This is a genomic window from Pseudomonas cannabina, from assembly GCF_900100365.1.
GTDB lineage: Bacteria > Pseudomonadota > Gammaproteobacteria > Pseudomonadales > Pseudomonadaceae > Aquipseudomonas > Aquipseudomonas cannabina.
Window position 1 is genome coordinate 1,356,570 of the sequence record NZ_FNKU01000001.1, and the last position, 17,695, is coordinate 1,374,264.

Below are 17,695 nucleotides of genomic sequence, written 5' to 3' on the forward strand. Positions count from 1 at the left end.
ACCGCGTCACGCCGGAAAAGCCGATGAGCTTCCCGGACGTTGACGGTGATGTTTCATGCCATCGCAGTGACGCTGGGCCACACTTCGCTTCTGGCTTCGGTGCCCAGAAACTGCAGTGCCGTTTTTTGCGAATGGTGCCAGGCCGCCTTGCTTTCCAAATCCAGAAAGTGCCCGGTGTCCGGAACTACGTTGAAGCTGCTTTTGGCAATGTAATTGGAAAACATGCGGGCATCTTCGACGGTGGTGTATTCATCCTTCTCGCCGTTGATGAACAACACCGGGATCTTGATCGATGAAAAACGCTCGACGTAGTTACTGGCACTTAGTGTGCGAATCTGGCTGATATGGAAGTCGATCTGCGCGTACTCGTGTTCGGCGAGACTGATCAGATGCTTGTAGTTGTAGAGCTTGAACAGGCGAGGCAGGTACTTGCCAACGGTGTCGTTGAGCAGTGCGCCGATCTTGCGTTTCTCGCGGGCGGCGAGGTACACCTGAGCGTTGTCGATGTAGTCGAGCATGGGTTCGTTGAGGACCGGCGAAAACGAGCTGATGATCGCCTTTTCAACGGATGCCGGGCATTCGGCAAGCGCCAGCAGGGCCGAGACACCGCCCCACGACACTGAAAGCAGGTAGTTGACCTGGTACAGATCGATCAACTGGAGAAGGATTTTTACTTCATCTTCCTTGCTGACGATCATGTCATCCGAGTTATGTGCCCGGGATTGCCCCGAAAAAGGCAGGTCGAACAACACCAAGTTGTAGTGGGGTTGCAGGTACTTGACTGTCTGTCCGAAAGAGCCGGTTGTCGACAGTGCGCCGTTGACGAGCAAGATGGTCTTGGCGTCGCTGTTTTTCCAGTAAGTCTCGGTGTAAACCTTGTACTCACCTACGCTTAAAATCTTTGATTGTGCGCCCATAATAGCCTCCCAGCCGATGTCGATCCCACGATAAGTACTGCTTTCTCTGCCCGGGCAGCCATGCTTGAGCCTCGCCTGGTTAATGGCGAAATCCGGTGAGTTATTATTTTGGGTAAAACAGGAAACGCTGTAGCGATTGCACTTGATGCCCGGCTATAGATAACCCAGTGCCATCAGACCGACAAGTCACTGGCGTCATTAAAATGTAGGCCAGTTCACATTTTGGCTATGGAGGGGGTAGCGGGACGTTCGAGAGCTCACAGGGGTTGTTCGGGGAAAAACGAGCTAAAGCGCCCGAAAAGCTCAATTAATGGTCGGAACTTGTGCGCGCTGAAACGGTCAAGCCAAGTCACATCTTGAAACATACTGTTACAAAATATGGCTTGGCAAGCCGCGCCAGATTACTATCGAAACGTCGAAAGCGTTGATCCAGAGGCTTCAAGTTTGTCAAAAAGCAGGCACGCAGTAGCACTCGGAAAAACCGGTTCGCTGTTTCGGGCTGACGATGGGAAATAGAAAGAACGCGCAAAAGGGGGTGGAAAATCCCCGTCAAGTCGGGGATTTTTACTGATCAGGTCAGTGCGTGGGCCGGGCGACATTCCAGCAGCAGGCTGGCGCCGCCGTATACGCTGGTGCCGATCTGCAGCGTAAAGCCGTGCAGATTGACGATAGCGGCGACGACAGACAAGCCAAGCCCGAACCCGCTGTGCTCGTTGCCGGTTTCACTGCGATAGAAGCGCTGAAACACTGCATCGCGCTCGGCGACCGGGATGCCCGGCCCGGAATCCTGTACTTCGATACATGGCGTGGTGCCGTCTTTAGTCGCGTAAGCGCTGATTTTCACGACCCCGCCTGCAGGGGTGAATTTGATTGCGTTGCCCAGCAGGTTGGTCAGTGCTTCGAACAGTAGCGCCCGGTCACCCACCAGGCTGGGCAACGGGTCTTGCAGTTCCAGCAGCAGGGTGATCTGGTCTTCTTCGGCCAACGGCAGGTAAAAGTCGTGTAACTCCTGCAGCAGTGGTTGCAACTGCAACTCGACGAACGCCGAGCGTCGCTGACGGTCTTCCAGTTCCGAAATTCGCAACAGCCCCCGGAAGCGCGCCATGAGCGTATCGGCTTCGCCAATCACCTGAGCGATCTGCGTGGCGTGGCTGGAGTCAGGTGCTGATTGCTGCTGAATGCGGTACAGCTGGGCGCGAAGGCGGGTCAGTGGGGTGCGCAGATCATGGGCGATATTGTCGCAGACACCTTTTACCTCGTTCATGAGCTTCTCGATACGGTCGAGCATGGCGTTGACGATCACCGCCAGCATGTCCAGTTCGTCGCGCCGGTTGGAAACCGGCAGGCGCCCGGCCATGTCGCCCTCGATGATCGATTCGGCGCTGGCCTGAATGGCCCTGATGCGCCGCAACGGGCGGCGACGCAGCAAGTGCCAGCCTGCAACGCCCGGAATAATCGTCAGCGAGATGCCCCACAGCAAGGCGTGCAGAATCAGCGTGCTGACGGCGAACAGCGAACCGTTCTCGCGAACCAGCACCAGCCAGCGGCCATCCTGGGTGCGGTTGACAATGGCATCGCAGCTGCCTTGCGGCATCCCCGGATCTTCCGATTCGATGCAGTCGTTCAACACATGGATCTGCCCGTCGATGGGCAGGTTTTTCGGGATGCTGTTGATGGGTCCGGCGACCGGGCGGAAGTTTTGGTCGAACAGGCCGTAGGCGTCCACCGAGCGGGTATCGAAGGTCATGCTGGTCGCGAGGGCGTCTTCCAGCGCCTGACCCTCGAAGCGCGAAAACAATTGCTGCCGATGGGTCAGGGAGTGGCGGGCGAGGGTATCCAGATAAGAAGTGACTTCCCAGTACAAAACGCCAAGGAGGATCACGCTCCACGCCACGAATAGAGAACTGTACAGCGCCAATAATCGGCTTGTAGACGATCGCCAGCCCTTAGACGGGTTCGGCAATAACATAACCGGATCCTCGCACGGTCTGAATAAGCTGTGCGGTGCCGGGTTGGTCGATCTTCTTGCGCAAGCGGCCGATATGGACGTCGATCAGGTTGGTCCCCGGATCGAAGTGATAACCCCAAACCTCCTGGAAGATCATCATTCGAGTGATGATCTGGCCGCTGTTACGCATCAGAAACTCCAGCAGCTTGAATTCTGTGGGTAACAGGGTCAGCAGCTCACCGCCACGGCAGGCTTCCCGAGTAATCAGGTTCAGTTCCAGATCAGCCACCTGCAATACCGTTTTGGCGGCACTGACCGGGTTGCTGCGTCGCAACAAGACTTCGACGCGCGCGGCCATTTCGTCCGACGCAAAGGGCTTTGGCAAATAGTCATCCCCTCCGGCACGCAGCCCCCGAACACGCTCATCCACATCGGACAACGCGCTGATCATCAGGATAGGTGTGGAAATTCCCTGAGCCCGCAAGTGGGTGACGATGGTCAGACCATCCATCTCCGGCAACATGCGGTCCAGGGTAATGAGGTCGTAATCGCCACTCACTGCACGCGCCAGGCCGTCACGGCCATTGTCGACCCAGTCCACTTCCAGCCCGTGGCTGCTGAGTTCGGTAACGATTTCCTTGGCGGTGATGGCATCATCTTCGATTGCCAGAATTCGGGTCATGGTCCCTGCCTGAATAAGTGCGTTCAAACCGTCATTCTGCCTTTAAAACCCGGCGCGTTCCCTGAAAGAAAGTTTAATGACGGGGATCATATCTCTCATTTTGCGGTGGAATCCGCGTCCTTGAGCTTCTGTTCTTTTTCCAGGCGACGTTTTTCCAGCTTGTTTTTGCGGTCGCGTTCCATTTTTGCCGTGGTGTCTTTCTCGCTGCGGATCTGCGCATGACTGATCAGGGCAAAAATAAAGCTGCCACCAATGATGTTGCCTGCCAGGGTCGGACCTGCAAACACGAACCAGAAGTCTTTCCAGCCCAGCTCACCTGCGAAGACAAGATAGGATACTTCGGCTGAGCCCACCACGATATGGGTGAAATCGCCGAGCGCCATCAGGTAGGTGATGAGCACGATGATCGCTATCTTGGCGTTTTCCATCGAAGCAATCATCCAGACCATCGTCGCAATCATCCAGCCAGAGATGATGCCCTTGGAAAACATCTGGCCGACGTCGTTTTCCATGACCTTGCGGCCAATCTCCAGAAACGCCTTGTCTGTACTGCTATCGAAAATCGGCAGGTTGAGCATCACGTAGGCCACCAGCAGCGTACCGACCAGATTGCCGGTCAGCACCACGCCCCACAGGCGCAGCAGCCGCCCGACGTTGGCCAGGTTCAGCTTGCTCATGACCGGCAGCACCGCCGTGATGGTGTTCTCCGTAAACAGTTGCTGACGTGCCAGAATCACCGCTAGAAAACCGGCTGAATAGCCTAGGCTGCTGATCACATGACTGCCAGTGATGCCTTCGAGGCGCGAATTCAGCAGCCCCATCGCCATCAGCGACAAGCCCATGGTCAGGCCCGCTGCCAGTGCCGACCACCACAGCGCAGCGACACTGCGCTCCAGTTCGTGGTCGCCTTGCATGCGAATGGTTTCGTGCAGCACCGCCGCACGGGGCGGCTGGTTTTCGTCAATCTCGCGCTCTTCCTCGGCGGAAAGGCCGGGGGTTTTGCCGTCTACTTCGTGATCCATGCCACATCCTCAGCGCCAGTGATGAAATGGACTGGCCCAGGCGGCTTCAGTCCGATGCTTCAGACAGGCATCGCGCGCTGTGGTTCGGCGTCGATCCGTCGCAAAGGGCGTTGTATGCGCCATTTCGCAGAATGGCGGTTCTAGTTCGACAACTCTGCGCTGTGCACGCGTTCGATGCCCACGCTCAGCATGGTCCGCCAGGCCTGCTCCAGCGAGCCGTTCATGTCGATGGCACGGCACGCATCTTCGATCACATACGTATTGAAACCGGCACTGCGCGCATCCTGAGCCGACCAGGCGACGCAGAAATCCAGTGCCAGACCGACCACGAACACGGTGTCGATGCCACGCTCTTTCAGGTAACCGGCCAGCCCGGTCGTGGTGGTGCGGTCTGCTTCCAGAAATGCCGAATAGCTGTCGATATGCAGATTGCAGCCTTTGCGCAGGATCAACTGCGCATGAGGCAGATCAAGGTCAGCGTGCAGTTGTGCGCCGTGACTGCCCTGCACGCAGTGATCCGGCCATAGCGTTTGCGCGCCGTAGGGCAGGGTGATGCTCTCGAACGGCGCGCGTTGCACATGGCTGGAGGCAAACGAAATATGCCCGGCCGGGTGCCAGTCCTGAGTGATGACGACTCTGGCGAAACGCTTGCCCAGACGATTGATCAGCGGCAACAACGCGTTGCCATCCGCCACCGCCAGTTGCCCGCCGGGCATGAAGTCGTATTGCATGTCGACCACCAGCAAGGCGCAGCGAGGGTCGGCGGGCAGCCTGGAAAGAGACATGGTCGGTTTTTCTCTTAGAAAATCATACAGTTGGCGAGAGTTTGCCTGTTTGTCCGCGTATTTGCGATGCAAGACCTGCAACAAGCAAAGGTATTTTTGCGATTTTGTATCAAGTGTTAATGCGAATCTGTACTATTCGCAAAAAATCCTGCCGGGTCCCAAGAGGCCTGGTTTCTTGCCAAGGGCTGCATGTCGATGCGTCGTACTCTCGTTTCACTGTGTGTCATTCAAGCTGTTTCACAAGCCGCCTCGGCTGATCAGGTCCCTGCCGCGCAACCTTCCATAGAGTTGCAGAACATCGACATTCAAGGCACCGCCAGTGCCGAAAGCGCACAAGGGCCGGTCGACGGTTATCGCGCCACACGCTCCGCCAGCGCCACGCGTACCGACACCTCGTTGCATGAAACCCCGCAGTCGGTCAGCGTCATGACCCGCGAGGCAGTGGAGGACATTGGCTCCACGCGGCTGCAGGATGCCCTCGATTATGCAGGCGGGGTCGGGCGAGCCAACAATTTCGGTGGTCAGGGCCTGACCACCTTCACCGTGCGCGGCTTCACCACCGGCGAGTTCTATCGCAACGGTTTCCCGATCAATCGTGGTTATCCGAACATGCCGGACGGCAACACCATCGAGCGCCTCGAAGTGCTGCGCGGTCCTGCCACGACGCTGTACGGCCGTGGCGACCCGGGCGGCACCTTCAATGTGGTCTCGAAACAACCACTGGCCGAGCGCAAGGTCACATTGGGCAGCCAGCTCAATGATCAGGGCATGAAGCGCGCTACGCTGGACGCGTCCGGCCCGCTGGATGACGAGGGGCGCTTTGCCTATCGCCTGAACGTCGTGGGCGAGGGCGGTGATACGTTTCGCGATCACGTCGAAACCGAGCGCTATGGCGTGGCACCGGTCTTGAGCTGGCAGGTCAACGACGCTACGCGCATCACCTTCGAGGGCGATTTCATGCGCAACAACGCGCCGCTGGATCGCGGCCTGACGCGTTATGCCAACCAGCCGCGTACGGCGTCGCGCGACACCTTCTTCGGCGAGAAGAGCGTGGGCAAACTGCACAACGACAACAACATGGCGCAGCTGCGTTTCGATCATGATCTGAACGCCGACTGGAAGCTGGGCGGTGGCGTGCAGATGCTCGACGGTTCCCTGCAAGGCGATGCCATCGAAGCCAATGGCCTGGCTGCCGACGGTCGCACCCTGGGCCGTAATTTCAACTACCGCAAACTGGAATGGACTGACCGCGATGTGCAACTGAACCTGACCGGACATTTTTCGGCGGGCGGTTTCGAACACACGCTGCTGACCGGCGTCGAGTACGAAGACTACGATTACAAATCGATCATCCGGCGCTCCAGTGGCGCGGTCAGCGCCTACCCGATCGACATCTTCAACCCGGTTTACGGCCAGGCCCGTCCGGCATTGACCCGAACCACCACTCACGACCAGGAAAACCTGAAAACCTGGGCGGTCTTCGTGCAGGATCAGGTGGCGTTGACCGAGCGCTTGAAGCTGTTGGGCGGCGTGCGTCTGGAGCGTTTCGAGCATGACTACGATACCTTCCTGCCCGGCACCCGCAGCTGGACGGCCAGTGATAACACCGTCACACCGCGCGTCGGCCTGAGCTACGACCTGACCGATAGCGTTGCGGTGTATGCCAACACGGCCCGCTCGTTCAAACCCAACAGCGGTGCCAGCCGGCTGGGTGGCGGCTTCAAGCCGGAAGAGGGCAAGTCCTACGAGATCGGCACCAAGTGGGAAGCACTGGATGGACAACTGAGCGTCGATGCGGCGATCTATCAGATCGAAAAGCGTAACGTGCTGACCACCGACCCGGTTGACTCAACCTTCAGCGTGGCAGCAGGTGAAGTGCGCAGTCGTGGCCTGGACCTCAACGTGGTCGGCAACCTGACGCCCGAGTGGCGGATGATGGGCAGTTACGCCTACGTCGACGCCGAGGTGACGAAGGACACTACACTGCGCGCCGGCACGCGCTTGATGAACATCCCCGAACAGACCTTCAGCCTGCTCAACGTCTACGAATTTCAGGACGGCGCCTTGCGCGGCTTGGGGCTGGGGGCCGGCGGCCGTTACGTCGACCAGCGCGCCGGACGTACCGCCAATGTCGCATTTTCGATGGACAGCTACACCGTGTTCGACCTGCTGGCCTACTACAAGATCAACCCGCAGGTGAAGCTCAATCTCGACCTGAAGAACGTTTTCAATACCGAGTATGAGGAAGGTGCGTTTGGTAACGTCTATGCGTACCCGGGTGCTCCGAGAACGGTGCAGGTGCGGATTGCTTATACGTTGTGATGCTGCACGTATCTGATTTTGGAATAGAAGGCCTGACCCTTTTCAAGGGCGGGCTCAGCGGCGCGTATCAATGATATCGAGCCCCGATTACACGCGGCATTGAATCATGAGTACTGGTCTGACTTTGAAAATCCGACACGGTGGCGAAGTTTGCCATCCTGGAATTGTTCCTTGCCGGGCAAAATATCCGCTCCCGCCGCTTTGAGAGCGGTCATGTTATCCGTCAGGGCCTTAGTGGCAGCGTCCCTTTGCTGGAAGGTACTACCTACCAGCAAGCTGGCATTGCCCACTTCGCCAATCTGAAGTTTATAGCCAGCCTCTTGAAGCGCCTTGATCTGTCTTGCGAGCCGGGAAGAGGCTTCGCTTTCTCTGGCATACACATGAAAACCGCCAATCAGGGCAGGGTTGCCTTCGCCATTGGCGGCCTTCAATTGATCGGCAAACCTGACCAGGCCGCTCTGTGGGCCAGCGGTCAGGCCACCCCCCCAGTTACTGTCCTCGACAACAATGCTTCCTTTAAAGCCGGCATTGCGCGCGGATTTAATCAGTGTGGTCTGCATGTCGGACCAGTCCTGACTGGCGCTGTTACCGCCCTGATTGAAAGTGTCGAGCACGAAGCCGGGACGACTGCCAAACTTTTTGACCACACTGCTGATGTCGGCCGCAGCCTGCTTCAACTTGTCTCCCGTCAGCACGTTGCCGCTGCCCTGGTTCGCATCGTCACGAAAAGTGAACTGAACCTTTACACCCTGTTTGTCCCCTTCATTAAGCAATGCCCTGAGCTTGTCCATCTGCCTGCCATTCTGGATCTGATCATGCGTCATCTGAATGCGTAAGGTCCCGCCTCCAATCGCCTTCAGATCCTGAATAATCTTGGTGGCCGCTGCGGGTGTGGCGATGTCATCAGGACTGACGTTGGCTCCTCCTCGCGCGACGGGCTCGGCAGTTTTGATTGGCTCTGAAGAGGCGGCTTTCTCTGTTTCTTTGGCTTTCTTTTCTGCCTCTGTAAGGGCCTTGCTGTCTTTGACAGCGGCCACATCGTCGCGAAAAGCCTTTGGATCATCCTGGCTGACACGCGTTTTTTGACTGGCAAGCAACGCCGCGTCTGGCGAGGATGCTTTGTTCTCCAGCGACTGAGTATTTCGACTGAGCATCATTCTTGTGTAAACAGGGGACGCTTCCGGTGTTGCGGCGGAGCGGCTGTCGGAGGCCGTGTAGGTGTCGAGTTTCGCCTGCTTGTCCGGATTCGCTTCAGTCGCGCCAGCGCCTACGGTCCGCACGGCTCTGTCTGCTGTTGCAGGTTTTTCCCTGGCAACTATGAGGGGGTCATAGGACCTGGCGGTGCGGATATTCATCGAATGTCTCTACAGGCTCTATACGAAAAATTGCTGCGCTCGGTCAAGCAGGAGATGAGTCGCCTAGAAGGAAGCGATAACTTTCTAAATGACAGCGTTATACAGCCAAGCGGGGAGCTTGAGATGAAGCTTTCATTAATGTGTCGCTTTTTCTGTTTTTCTTACGATGTTTTTCTTGGGCGAAATTATGTTTCCAGGGTTATCTGTGGGCGGGGAGATTCGCGTAAACCGGGCGTGCAGGGCAAAGCATCTTTATATGACTCAAACGATGAAAGCGCCCTGAAAGGCGCTTTCCAGTTCTGGTGTGTTCCCGCAGCGATGTCTGCAAGAGGTCACAGCACGCTCAGCGGGTACTCCACAATCACTCGCACTTCATCCAGATTCTGCTCGAACTCGGTCGCGCGGGTCGTGGCCTGGCGGACGCGTACCGACAGGTCCTTCATGGTTCCGGTCTGGAAGGTGTACTTGGCTTCGATGTTGCGTTCCCAGCGTTTCTGGTCGGTCAGCGGGTTGCCTTGTGCGTCGCGGCGCATGTAAGTGCTGTTGGCGTTGCTGTAGTCAGCGTCGGTGCCTTTGCCGTAGCGGGTCATGAACTTGAGGCCGGGCACGCCGTAGGTGGTCATGTCCAGGTTGTAGGTCAACATCCACGAGCGTTCTTTCGGCGAGTTGAAGTCGCTGTACTGGAGGGAGTTGGCCAGGTAGATCGAGTCGGACAGTCGCAGATAATCGAAGTCGTCGTCGCCCTGGTTGCGTTGATGAGAAAGCGCCAGGCTGTGTGCGCCGTATTTCAGGTCGACACTGGCACTCCAGATGTCGTTGTCGAACTCGCCGAGCAGCCGTTTGCCTTCGTCGGTCGCGTTGTAGTAATTCAGGCTGCTGGTCAGGGACAGGTCATCGGTGATCGGCAGCACGTAGGATGCCGAGCCGTATTTCTGGTCCCACGCGTCTTTCAGCCGGCTGGTGTACAGGGACAGATTCAGCCGGTCAGTGGCTTTGTAGTCACCGCCGAAATAGGCGAGCCAGGGTGAATCGACCGGCCCGGCGTAGAACGTGGAAAAGCCTTCTTTCATGTCACTGGAGGCAGGTTGACTCATCCCGTTGAGGCGACCGCCTTGCAAGGTCAGGCCTTTGAAGCTGTCGTTGATCGCGGTGACACCGCGAAAGCTTTCCGGCAGCAGGCGACCGTCGCCGAAAGCGACCACGGGGGTGGTCGGGAAGACGTCGCCTGCTCTGACGACCGTGTCGAAGGCCTTGGCTTTCAGCGCACCGCCGACTTTGGTGTATTCGTTGCGGGCGTTGCCATCCGAATCGACGGGCATTACCGAGAAGGGCGTTTGAAGGCCGTTTCGGCCGTCGCCCGTGTCCAGCTTGATACCCACCATTGCAAACGCATCGAGGCCGACGCCGATGGTGCGTTGGGTAAAGCCCGATTCGAAGCGCCCCATGATGCCGTGCGCCCAGGCTTCGGAATAGCCGCTGCCTGTCGGGCTTGATTCGCCATGACGATGGTCACGGTTCATGTAAAAGTTTCGGTTGAGAATGTTGAGCGAGCTGCCTTCGACGAACCCTTCTTTCTGCTCTTCTGCAAAGGCGGCAAAGGGTGTGATTCCGGCAAGGGTCGAACACAAGGCGAGGGAAAGTCTTTTACGTTGAGTCATGTGCACTCCGTTCATTGGGCAGATCGTGTAAGCGTCTCGGCCTGGCATGTTGTTATCAATGCATGGCTGCCAGTGAGGCCCAATCTTGAAGAGGCGAAGATAACGCGAAGATGACGGCCAGATTACAAATCTGAAAGAAAACTTCAGTCACAACAGGCGCGGAGTTTAAATCAGAAGAAGAGCGCTGGATCAATATGCCAACTGGCATATTGTGTTTTTCTTAACTATAAAAAAAGCGCCCGAAAGGGCGCTTGGAAGTTCGCCTCACTTCGAGGCATCGGACAACCACTGGAGGCGAACAGGGTGGCGGCTTGTTGTAGATCATCGCCTTTAACCTTCGGACTTGTTGGACTTTTCAGGCTTGGATTTTTCGTCCGTATTTACATAGTGCTCGTTCTGCTGGGCACGCTGCTTCTCCAGGAAACGCTGCTCCTGCGCCATGCGCATCTTGTCGGCAGCCTTGCTTGCGAACTCGTTGCCGTCGTCGGCAAAGGCGTTTGTAAAGGACAAGGCAGCGACTGCAAAGACCATCGATTTAATCAGTTTCATCATCATTTCCTCTTTTCGTATTAATGGTTGGATCCTGTTTTGCGCCATACGCTTTTCAGGAATGAGCTCAGCTTACGACCGGGTAACTAACAGCAGCGTGAGCGGGACATGACAAATTTGTCATAAATAAAAAAAGTTAAAAAAACCGAGTAATCTCCAAATATACAAACCGTACTAACTCACTCGGCCTCACTCACATTCGGGTTAAGTGCGGAGCGTTAACAGTCATACACTTTCAAACAACGGAGTCACCCAACATGCGTATCGCTAAACCCTTACTGCTCGCTCTGGCCCTTCTTTCTCCTCTGAGCGCTTTCGCTTTCACCTCAGACGAGGTCAAGGCAGAGACCTTGATCAAAAATCACCAGGCGGCCGTGCAGAAATACGCCACCACCCATAAAAAGGCGATGCCTGCGATTGAAGAATACAAGTACGGTATGAAGCTGGACGTTGCCAAAGTGATCCGCAAGTCGCCGGACCTGAAGACCTGCAGCGTCATGCCTAAACTGATGACTTACCAGGATTCCAAGGGTGATCTGAAGACTGTTCAGTACCAGGCGCTTAGCGGTTGCCGTAACAGCCAGTGATTCATGGCTTGCCATGAGGCAGCAGTTCGTGTTCATCGTCAGCCCGGACAGTCGTCCGGGCTGACGTGCGCGCGTGAGGACGGTGAGCGGCATATCTGGCGCACTGAGCCTGAGCGGCTGTCAGCCTGGGCGATCGAGCGCCTGAGTCAGCCGGGCGTCACCCGAATACCCGAATCGGTGCCCCCGCATGCCACGCCTGAATGTCTTCGATCATCTGCGCGTAAAAGGTCCGGTAGTTGTTCTCGGTGACATAGCCGATGTGCGGGGTGGCCAGAACGTTGTCCAGCGTGCGAAACGGGTGCTCGACGGGCAGTGGTTCGATGTCGAACACGTCCAGCGCGGCACCGGCGATTTTGCGTTGTTGCAGCGTTTCGATCAGCGCGGCCTGATCGATGATCGGCCCGCGTGACGAGTTGACCAGATAAGCGCCCGGCTTCATCCAGCCCAGCGCCTCTGCATCCACCAGCCCTCGGCTGCGGTCGCTGAGCACCAGGTGCACCGACAGCACATCGGCCTGCTCGAACAATTGTTGCTTGCTGACATAGGTGACGCCCGATTCGGCGGCGGCCTGCGGTGTCAGGTTCTGGCTCCAGGCGATGACATTCATGCCGAACGCCTGCCCATAGCGGGCGATCCATTTGCCGATGCTGCCCAGCCCGAGGATCCCCAGCGTCTTGCCGTACAAATCGCTGCCCAGCCCGACCTGCCAATGGCCTGCGCGCAATGAATTGGCCTCGGCCAGCAGGTTGCGGGTGATGCCCATGATCAGCGCCCAGGTCAGTTCCGGCGCTGCGTTTTTGTAGCTTTCAGTGCCACACACGGTGATGCCCTGGCGCCTGGCCGCCGCGTTATCAATGGCCGCGTTGCGCATGCCGCCCGTGACCAGCAGTTTGAGTCTGGGCAATTGGCTGAGTAGCGCTTCATCGAACAGGGTTCGCTCGCGCATTACGCAAATGATCTCGAAACCTTGCAGGCGTTGCACCATGGTCGCGGTGTCGGCGGGGAAGTCATGCAGAAAGCTGACGTCGCCCACCGAATCGAGCACTGACCAGTCCACCACGCCGCTGGCGACGTTCTGCCAGTCATCGAGTACCGCGATGTTCATTGGGGTCATGTTTAACGGCCTCTTGATGGGGTAGTTAAAAGAAGGCTAATTGAACAGGCTGGCAGCAATGTTGATCGAGAAGCCCAGAATGGCAGTGTTGAATACAAAGCAGATCAGCGACTGGCCCAGCACGACCTTGCGCATTTCACGCGTGGCCACGCCCACGTCGGAGGTCTGCACTGCAACGCTGATGGTGAACGAGAAATACAGAAAGTCCCAGTAGTCCGGGTGCTGTTCGCCGCCGACGAAGGCCAGTGCCGGTTCGTTGCCTTTCCAGGTGTAGAACATGCGCGCGTAATGCAGGCTGAAAATCACCCCGATCATCAGCCACGAGCCAATCACAGTCAGGCCGGTGAACGCGTGATGGAGCATTTTGGCATCGCTGGACAAGCCTTTGCTGCCTGCCACCTCAACGATGATCGCCGCCAGACTGGCCAGCGCCGCAACGCACACGGTGATCAGGATCACGCCGGCATTTTCGTCTTCCATCAGCGCGACGCGCCGCACGTCATCGGCGTTGCTGCGCAGGGTGCGGACGAAAATCATGATCAGGTAGAGCCAGACGCCCGTGTCCCAGCCAGTCAGCAGGCTTTGCGTGAGTGTGGCGTGGGGGATCAGCCAGGACCAGGCGATACCTGCGGTCAGACCGATCAGAGCGGCGAGGGTAAGGCGAGGACGGGTGCGGGCAAGATGGCGCATGCGGTCTGGTCGTTACTGGATGTTGCGAGACAGTAGCATGCCGGCTCGACAGCCTGAATCCGATTTGAAAAAAACGGCGCGCAAGGGGGTTGCGCGCCGGGTTCCAGCCAGGTGCTGACCCGGCGGCAAGGGAGTGATGTCGAGATCAACGCACCAGGCAAGGCTGTTTGTTGTTGAATTTCCAGTTCGGGATCAGAAACTGCATGGCCACGGCGTCATTGCGTGCGCCCAGGCCCATGCCTTTATAGAGCTCGTGAGCCTTGGCCAACTGGTCGGTGTCCAGCTCGACACCGAGGCCCGGTTTCTTCGGCACATCGACCTTGCCACCGACGATTTGCAATGGCGCCTTGGTCAGGCGCTGACCGTCCTGCCAGATCCAGTGCGTATCGATGGCCGTGATGTTGCCCGGCGCTGCGGCGGCGACATGGGTGAACATCGCCAGTGAAATATCGAAATGGTTGTTGGAGTGCGAACCCCAGGTCAGGCCCCACTCGTTGCACATCTGCGCCACGCGCACCGAGCCCTGCATGGTCCAGAAGTGCGGGTCGGCCAGCGGAATGTCCACCGATTGCAGTTGAATGGCGTGACCCATTTCCCGCCAGTCGGTGGCGATCATGTTGGTGGCGGTTTTCAGGCCGGTGGCACGGCGGAATTCACCCATGACTTCGCGACCGGAGAAGCCGTTTTCCGCGCCGCACGGGTCTTCGGCATACGCCAGCACATGATGCTGATCGCGGCACAGGCGGATGGCCTCTTTGAGTGACCATGCGCCATTGGGGTCCAGCGTAATGCGCGCGTCAGGGAAGCGTTCGGCGAGCGCTGTAACCGCCTCGATTTCCTGATCGCCGCTCAATACGCCGCCCTTGAGCTTGAAGTCCTGAAAGCCATAGCGCTGGTGCGCGGCTTCGGCCAGGCGCACGACGGCTTGCGGGGTCAGCGCTTCTTCATGGCGGACGCGGAACCAGTCGTTATCGGCGTCCGGTTCGCTGCGGTAGGCCAGGTCGGTCTTGCGTTGGTCGCCGACGTAAAACAGGTAGCCGAGCATTTCGACCTGATCGCGCTGCTGACCTTCCCCCAGCAGCGCCGCAACCGGCACATCCAGGTGCTGGCCGAGCAGGTCGAGGAGGGCGGCTTCCAGTGCCGTGACCGCGTGAATGGCGATGCGCAGGTCGAAGGTCTGCAGGCCACGGCCGCCGGAATCCCGATCGGCGAAGGCTTTGCGCGCTTGGTTGAGAATCTTCTGGTAGGTGCCGATGCTGCTGCCGACCACCAGCGAGCGCGCGTCTTCCAGCGTCTGGCGAATCAGCTCGCCGCCAGGCACTTCGCCGACGCCGACATGCCCGGCATTGTCCTTGAGAATGACGATATTACGGGTGAAGTAAGGGCCATGCGCGCCGCTGAGGTTGAGCAGCATGTCGTCATGGCCGGCCACCGGCACAACCTGCATTTCAGTGATGACCGGGGCTTTGCTGGTGATGTTGGAGTGCTGAGTGTTCATGACTGCTCCTGTAATGATTCTGACCGGTAAACGTCGCGGTGCATGTGCATCAATGCGTGGCCGGGGTCTGGATGGCGGCGACTGGCGTTGCGCCTGGCTTGGGTGTGTTGCGCGCAGCGAAGACGATGATTGCCGCGATGATCGACGTTGCGGTCAGACCATACAGCCCGCCCTGGATAGAGCCGGTGTGCTCTTCCAGCAGGCCGAAGGTGGTCGGTGCCACGAAGCCGCCGAGGTTGCCCACCGAATTGATCAGTGCAATGACCGCAGCGGCAATGCGCGCGTCCAGATACGCCTGCGGAATCGGCCAGAACAGCGAGGAGGCGGACTTGAAGCCCAGCGCCGCAAAGCAGATGGCGACGAACGCAAAAATCGGGCTGCCGGTGGTCGACATGAACATCCCGGCTGCGGCAATCAATAGCGCGATGGCCACCCAGGCTTGCTGACGTTTCCATTTGGCCGAGAGCGTGGCAAACGCATACATGCCGATGATCGACAGCAACCACGGAATCGAATTGAACATGCCGACTTCGAAGTCAGTCAGGCTGCCAATCTTGCGGATGATGCTGGGCAGCCAGAACGTCGCAGCATAGATGGTCAACTGAATGAAGAAGTAGATCAGGCAGAACAGGATGATCTGACTGTCCTTGAGCAGTTTGCCTATCGAGGCCTTGACCGGCGTCGCCGCTTCACGGGCAGCCTGCTCGGCATCGATGGCGTTGACTAGTGCGTCCTGTTCTTCGCGGGTCAGCCACTTGGCATCGTGCGGTTTGGAGTCCAGCCAGAACCAGACGAAGAAACACAGGCCGACCGAGAACATGCCCTCGATGAAGTACATCCACTGCCAGCCCTTCAGGCCGAACCCGGTGATTTGCAGCAGCAGGCCGGACAGCGGGCCTGAGATGAGCGAGGCGATGGCCGAACCACTGAGGAAAATGGCGATAGCCTTGCCGCGCTCGACGCCCGGCAGCCAGCGAGTGAAGTAGTAGATCACGCCCGGAAAGAAACCCGCTTCAGCGACGCCGAGCAGAAAGCGCAGGATGTAGAAATGTGTTTCGTTCTGAATGAAGGCCATGCAGGCTGCAACGATGCCCCAGGTGAGCATGATCCGGGTTAGCCAGATACGCGCGCCAACTTTCTGCAGCAGGATATTGGAAGGGACCTCGAACAGCGCGTAACCGATGAAAAACAGCCCGGCGCCCAGCCCGTAGGCAGCCGCACCGATGCCCAGATCGTGCTCCATGTGCGAACGCACGAAGCCGATGTTCACCCGGTCGATGTAGTTGACGATAAACATGATGACGAAAAGCGGCAGGACATGACGTTTGACTTTCGAAACGGCCGTATTCAGGACCGAATCTGTGCCATCAGCCATCCTGGAATTGGATGTGCTCACAGTTGAATCTCCCACTCGTTGTTATTATGCGGGTATGTGCAAAGTTTGTCCTTCGCATTGTCGGTCATCATACAAGTAAAAAGCCCTTTCGCAAGTCCCTGTTGCCTTCGAAAGGGCAGATAGTTTGCTTCGTTCAGACCGGAGGTCATGTACTCGGTGCTTACGGAAAAGGGCCGCAGGAATCCTCTTGCCGCCCATAATCAAGGGGTTTTAAGCACATGATCAGTCATAGAAGCGGGCAGGCAGGGACGTTTCGGCAGATATGAGCGGCGGCGCGAGAGTTTTGCTGAAGTCTCGTCATTTTTTGACAGATCGGTACACTTGTAATACAAGCTAGACAAGCGCACGGACCTTTGAAAGGCCGGGCCATCAGGCATTCGTCACCCTGCGCAGGTCATTCAACGCGCTGCGTGGACGCCCATTCAGACAAGTCAGGACTCGAACATCATGCAGGACTCCGTCAGCCCGGCGCCCAAACGTCGTCAGCACAGCCTGGCTACTGATCTGGTGACCGAACTGAGCCAGCGCATACTGCTGGGCAAGATTGCTCCCGGTCAGAAGTTGCCGTCCGAAAATCAGATCGTCCGCGAACACGGCGTCAGTCGCACGGTGGTGCGCGAAGCAATTTCCAAGTTGCAGGCCTCTGGGCTGGTGGTCACTCATCACGGCATTGGCACATTTGTGCTGGAACGCGGCGACCAGACCGGCTTGCGCCTCAAAGTCGAAACCGTTTCGCGAGTGCGGGACATCATCGAGTTGCGCATCGGTCTGGAAACCCAGGCAGTGGCGCTGGCTGCTGTGCGCCGCACCGAAGAACAACTGGAGGCCATGCGGCAGGCGCTGGACGACTATCAAGACCTGTTGGCCAATGAGGACAGCTGCGTCGAAGCTGACAAACGCTTCCACATGCTGATCGCCGAAGCCACCGGCAATCCCTACTTCATGGAAATCATGCAGCACCTGGGCAGTGCGATCATCCCGCGCAGTCGCATTGCGACCAGCGAACGGGCCGGTAATACCCTGGCGCATCAGGGCTATCTGGCCAATCTCGAACATGAAGCGCTGCTCAGCGCCATTCGCCGCAAAGACCCGGACGCTGCCCGCGCCGCGATGTGGACACACCTGAGCAACAGCCGGGAACGGCTGGTGCCACTGGAGTAGGTGGCTCGGTT

Annotated in this window: 15 protein-coding genes; 3 read left to right on the plus strand and 12 right to left on the minus strand. The window is 57.9% G+C overall.

Annotated elements, in window-relative coordinates:
* Positions 1-53 precede the first annotated feature (53 nt).
* The 5 genes from BLT55_RS06415 to pncA all read right to left on the minus strand — a co-directional run bounded on the left by BLT55_RS06415 (position 54) and on the right by pncA (position 5,354).
* The gene (locus tag BLT55_RS06415) at positions 54-917 is read right to left on the minus strand and encodes an alpha/beta fold hydrolase (RefSeq protein ID WP_054999677.1); all 864 of its coding nucleotides are present in this window, start codon (positions 915-917) and stop codon (positions 54-56) included.
* A 571-nt stretch (positions 918-1,488) separates the two neighbouring features.
* The gene (locus tag BLT55_RS06420; RefSeq protein WP_042912682.1) at positions 1,489-2,886 is read right to left on the minus strand and encodes a sensor histidine kinase; all 1,398 of its coding nucleotides are present in this window, start codon (positions 2,884-2,886) and stop codon (positions 1,489-1,491) included.
* Positions 2,864-3,547, minus strand: coding sequence for a response regulator transcription factor (locus BLT55_RS06425; RefSeq protein WP_054999676.1), 684 nt, complete (start codon positions 3,545-3,547; stop codon positions 2,864-2,866). Before BLT55_RS06425 ends, BLT55_RS06420 begins: the two co-directional genes overlap by 23 nt.
* 95 nt (positions 3,548-3,642) lie before the next feature.
* Entirely contained in the window at positions 3,643-4,569 is a 927-nt protein-coding gene (locus tag BLT55_RS06430) for a formate/nitrite transporter family protein (RefSeq protein WP_054999675.1), read from the minus strand.
* 140 nt (positions 4,570-4,709) lie between these two features.
* Entirely contained in the window at positions 4,710-5,354 is a 645-nt protein-coding gene (pncA, locus tag BLT55_RS06435) for a bifunctional nicotinamidase/pyrazinamidase (protein WP_054999674.1), read from the minus strand.
* Between the two features lie 195 nt (positions 5,355-5,549).
* On the opposite strand from pncA, the gene BLT55_RS06440 reads away from it, so the two are divergent.
* Entirely contained in the window at positions 5,550-7,676 is a 2,127-nt protein-coding gene (locus BLT55_RS06440) for a TonB-dependent siderophore receptor (protein ID WP_054999684.1), read from the plus strand.
* Positions 7,677-7,780: 104 nt separating this feature from the next.
* Here the strand turns inward: BLT55_RS06440 and BLT55_RS06445 are convergent, their stop codons facing one another.
* The 3 genes from BLT55_RS06445 to BLT55_RS06455 form a co-directional block, all read right to left on the minus strand.
* On the minus strand, positions 7,781-9,031 hold the full coding sequence (locus BLT55_RS06445) for a cellulase family glycosylhydrolase (RefSeq protein ID WP_054999673.1): 1,251 nt from the start codon (positions 9,029-9,031) through the stop codon (positions 7,781-7,783).
* 332 nt (positions 9,032-9,363) lie between these two features.
* Positions 9,364-10,689 (minus strand): OprD family porin, encoded by a 1,326-nt coding sequence (locus BLT55_RS06450; RefSeq protein WP_054999672.1) that lies wholly within the window; start codon positions 10,687-10,689, stop codon positions 9,364-9,366.
* Between the two features lie 330 nt (positions 10,690-11,019).
* Positions 11,020-11,244 carry a hypothetical protein gene (locus BLT55_RS06455; protein WP_054999671.1) on the minus strand — a complete coding sequence of 75 codons (225 nt, stop codon included), beginning with the start codon at positions 11,242-11,244 and terminating at the stop codon, positions 11,020-11,022.
* A 251-nt stretch (positions 11,245-11,495) separates the two neighbouring features.
* Here BLT55_RS06455 and BLT55_RS06460 point away from each other — a divergent pair, with 251 nt between their 5' ends.
* Positions 11,496-11,825, plus strand: a complete 330-nt coding sequence (locus BLT55_RS06460; protein ID WP_054999670.1) for a DUF2790 domain-containing protein — start codon at positions 11,496-11,498, stop codon at positions 11,823-11,825.
* A gap of 157 nt (positions 11,826-11,982) precedes the next feature.
* On the opposite strand, the gene BLT55_RS06465 is transcribed toward BLT55_RS06460, so the two are convergent.
* The 4 genes from BLT55_RS06465 to BLT55_RS06480 form a co-directional block, all read right to left on the minus strand.
* Entirely contained in the window at positions 11,983-12,939 is a 957-nt protein-coding gene (locus BLT55_RS06465; protein WP_054999669.1) for a D-2-hydroxyacid dehydrogenase family protein, read from the minus strand.
* 36 nt (positions 12,940-12,975) lie between these two features.
* Positions 12,976-13,629: a DUF1345 domain-containing protein gene (locus tag BLT55_RS06470; RefSeq protein ID WP_054999668.1), complete on the minus strand. Its 654-nt coding sequence runs from the start codon at positions 13,627-13,629 to the stop codon at positions 12,976-12,978.
* 145 nt (positions 13,630-13,774) lie between these two features.
* Positions 13,775-15,127 (minus strand): glucarate dehydratase, encoded by a 1,353-nt coding sequence (gene gudD / locus BLT55_RS06475; RefSeq protein WP_054999667.1) that lies wholly within the window; start codon positions 15,125-15,127, stop codon positions 13,775-13,777.
* Between the two features lie 49 nt (positions 15,128-15,176).
* On the minus strand, positions 15,177-16,502 hold the full coding sequence (locus BLT55_RS06480; protein ID WP_054999666.1) for an MFS transporter: 1,326 nt from the start codon (positions 16,500-16,502) through the stop codon (positions 15,177-15,179).
* Between the two features lie 468 nt (positions 16,503-16,970).
* Here BLT55_RS06480 and BLT55_RS06485 point away from each other — a divergent pair, with 468 nt between their 5' ends.
* A complete protein-coding gene (locus BLT55_RS06485; protein WP_054999665.1) occupies positions 16,971-17,684 on the plus strand; it encodes a FadR/GntR family transcriptional regulator in 714 nt (237 codons plus the stop codon).
* The last annotated feature ends 11 nt before the right edge of the window (positions 17,685-17,695 follow it).

Bases quoted from the DNA above. Each gene is read 5' to 3' on its own strand.
- BLT55_RS06480 (WP_054999666.1), bottom strand. From the start codon at position 16,502: ATGGCTGATGGCACAGATTCGGTCCTGAATACGGCCGTTTCGAAAGTC.
- BLT55_RS06455 (WP_054999671.1), bottom strand. From the start codon at position 11,244: ATGATGATGAAACTGATTAAATCGATGGTCTTTGCAGTCGCTGCCTTG.
- pncA (WP_054999674.1), bottom strand. From the start codon at position 5,354: ATGTCTCTTTCCAGGCTGCCCGCCGACCCTCGCTGCGCCTTGCTGGTG.
- BLT55_RS06460 (WP_054999670.1), top strand. From the start codon at position 11,496: ATGCGTATCGCTAAACCCTTACTGCTCGCTCTGGCCCTTCTTTCTCCT.
- BLT55_RS06430 (WP_054999675.1), bottom strand. From the start codon at position 4,569: ATGGATCACGAAGTAGACGGCAAAACCCCCGGCCTTTCCGCCGAGGAA.
- BLT55_RS06450 (WP_054999672.1), bottom strand. From the start codon at position 10,689: ATGACTCAACGTAAAAGACTTTCCCTCGCCTTGTGTTCGACCCTTGCC.
- BLT55_RS06415 (WP_054999677.1), bottom strand. From the start codon at position 917: ATGGGCGCACAATCAAAGATTTTAAGCGTAGGTGAGTACAAGGTTTAC.
- BLT55_RS06445 (WP_054999673.1), bottom strand. From the start codon at position 9,031: ATGAATATCCGCACCGCCAGGTCCTATGACCCCCTCATAGTTGCCAGG.
- gudD (WP_054999667.1), bottom strand. From the start codon at position 15,127: ATGAACACTCAGCACTCCAACATCACCAGCAAAGCCCCGGTCATCACT.
- BLT55_RS06485 (WP_054999665.1), top strand. From the start codon at position 16,971: ATGCAGGACTCCGTCAGCCCGGCGCCCAAACGTCGTCAGCACAGCCTG.
- BLT55_RS06470 (WP_054999668.1), bottom strand. From the start codon at position 13,629: ATGCGCCATCTTGCCCGCACCCGTCCTCGCCTTACCCTCGCCGCTCTG.
- BLT55_RS06465 (WP_054999669.1), bottom strand. From the start codon at position 12,939: ATGACCCCAATGAACATCGCGGTACTCGATGACTGGCAGAACGTCGCC.
- BLT55_RS06420 (WP_042912682.1), bottom strand. From the start codon at position 2,886: ATGTTATTGCCGAACCCGTCTAAGGGCTGGCGATCGTCTACAAGCCGA.
- BLT55_RS06440 (WP_054999684.1), top strand. From the start codon at position 5,550: ATGCGTCGTACTCTCGTTTCACTGTGTGTCATTCAAGCTGTTTCACAA.
- BLT55_RS06425 (WP_054999676.1), bottom strand. From the start codon at position 3,547: ATGACCCGAATTCTGGCAATCGAAGATGATGCCATCACCGCCAAGGAA.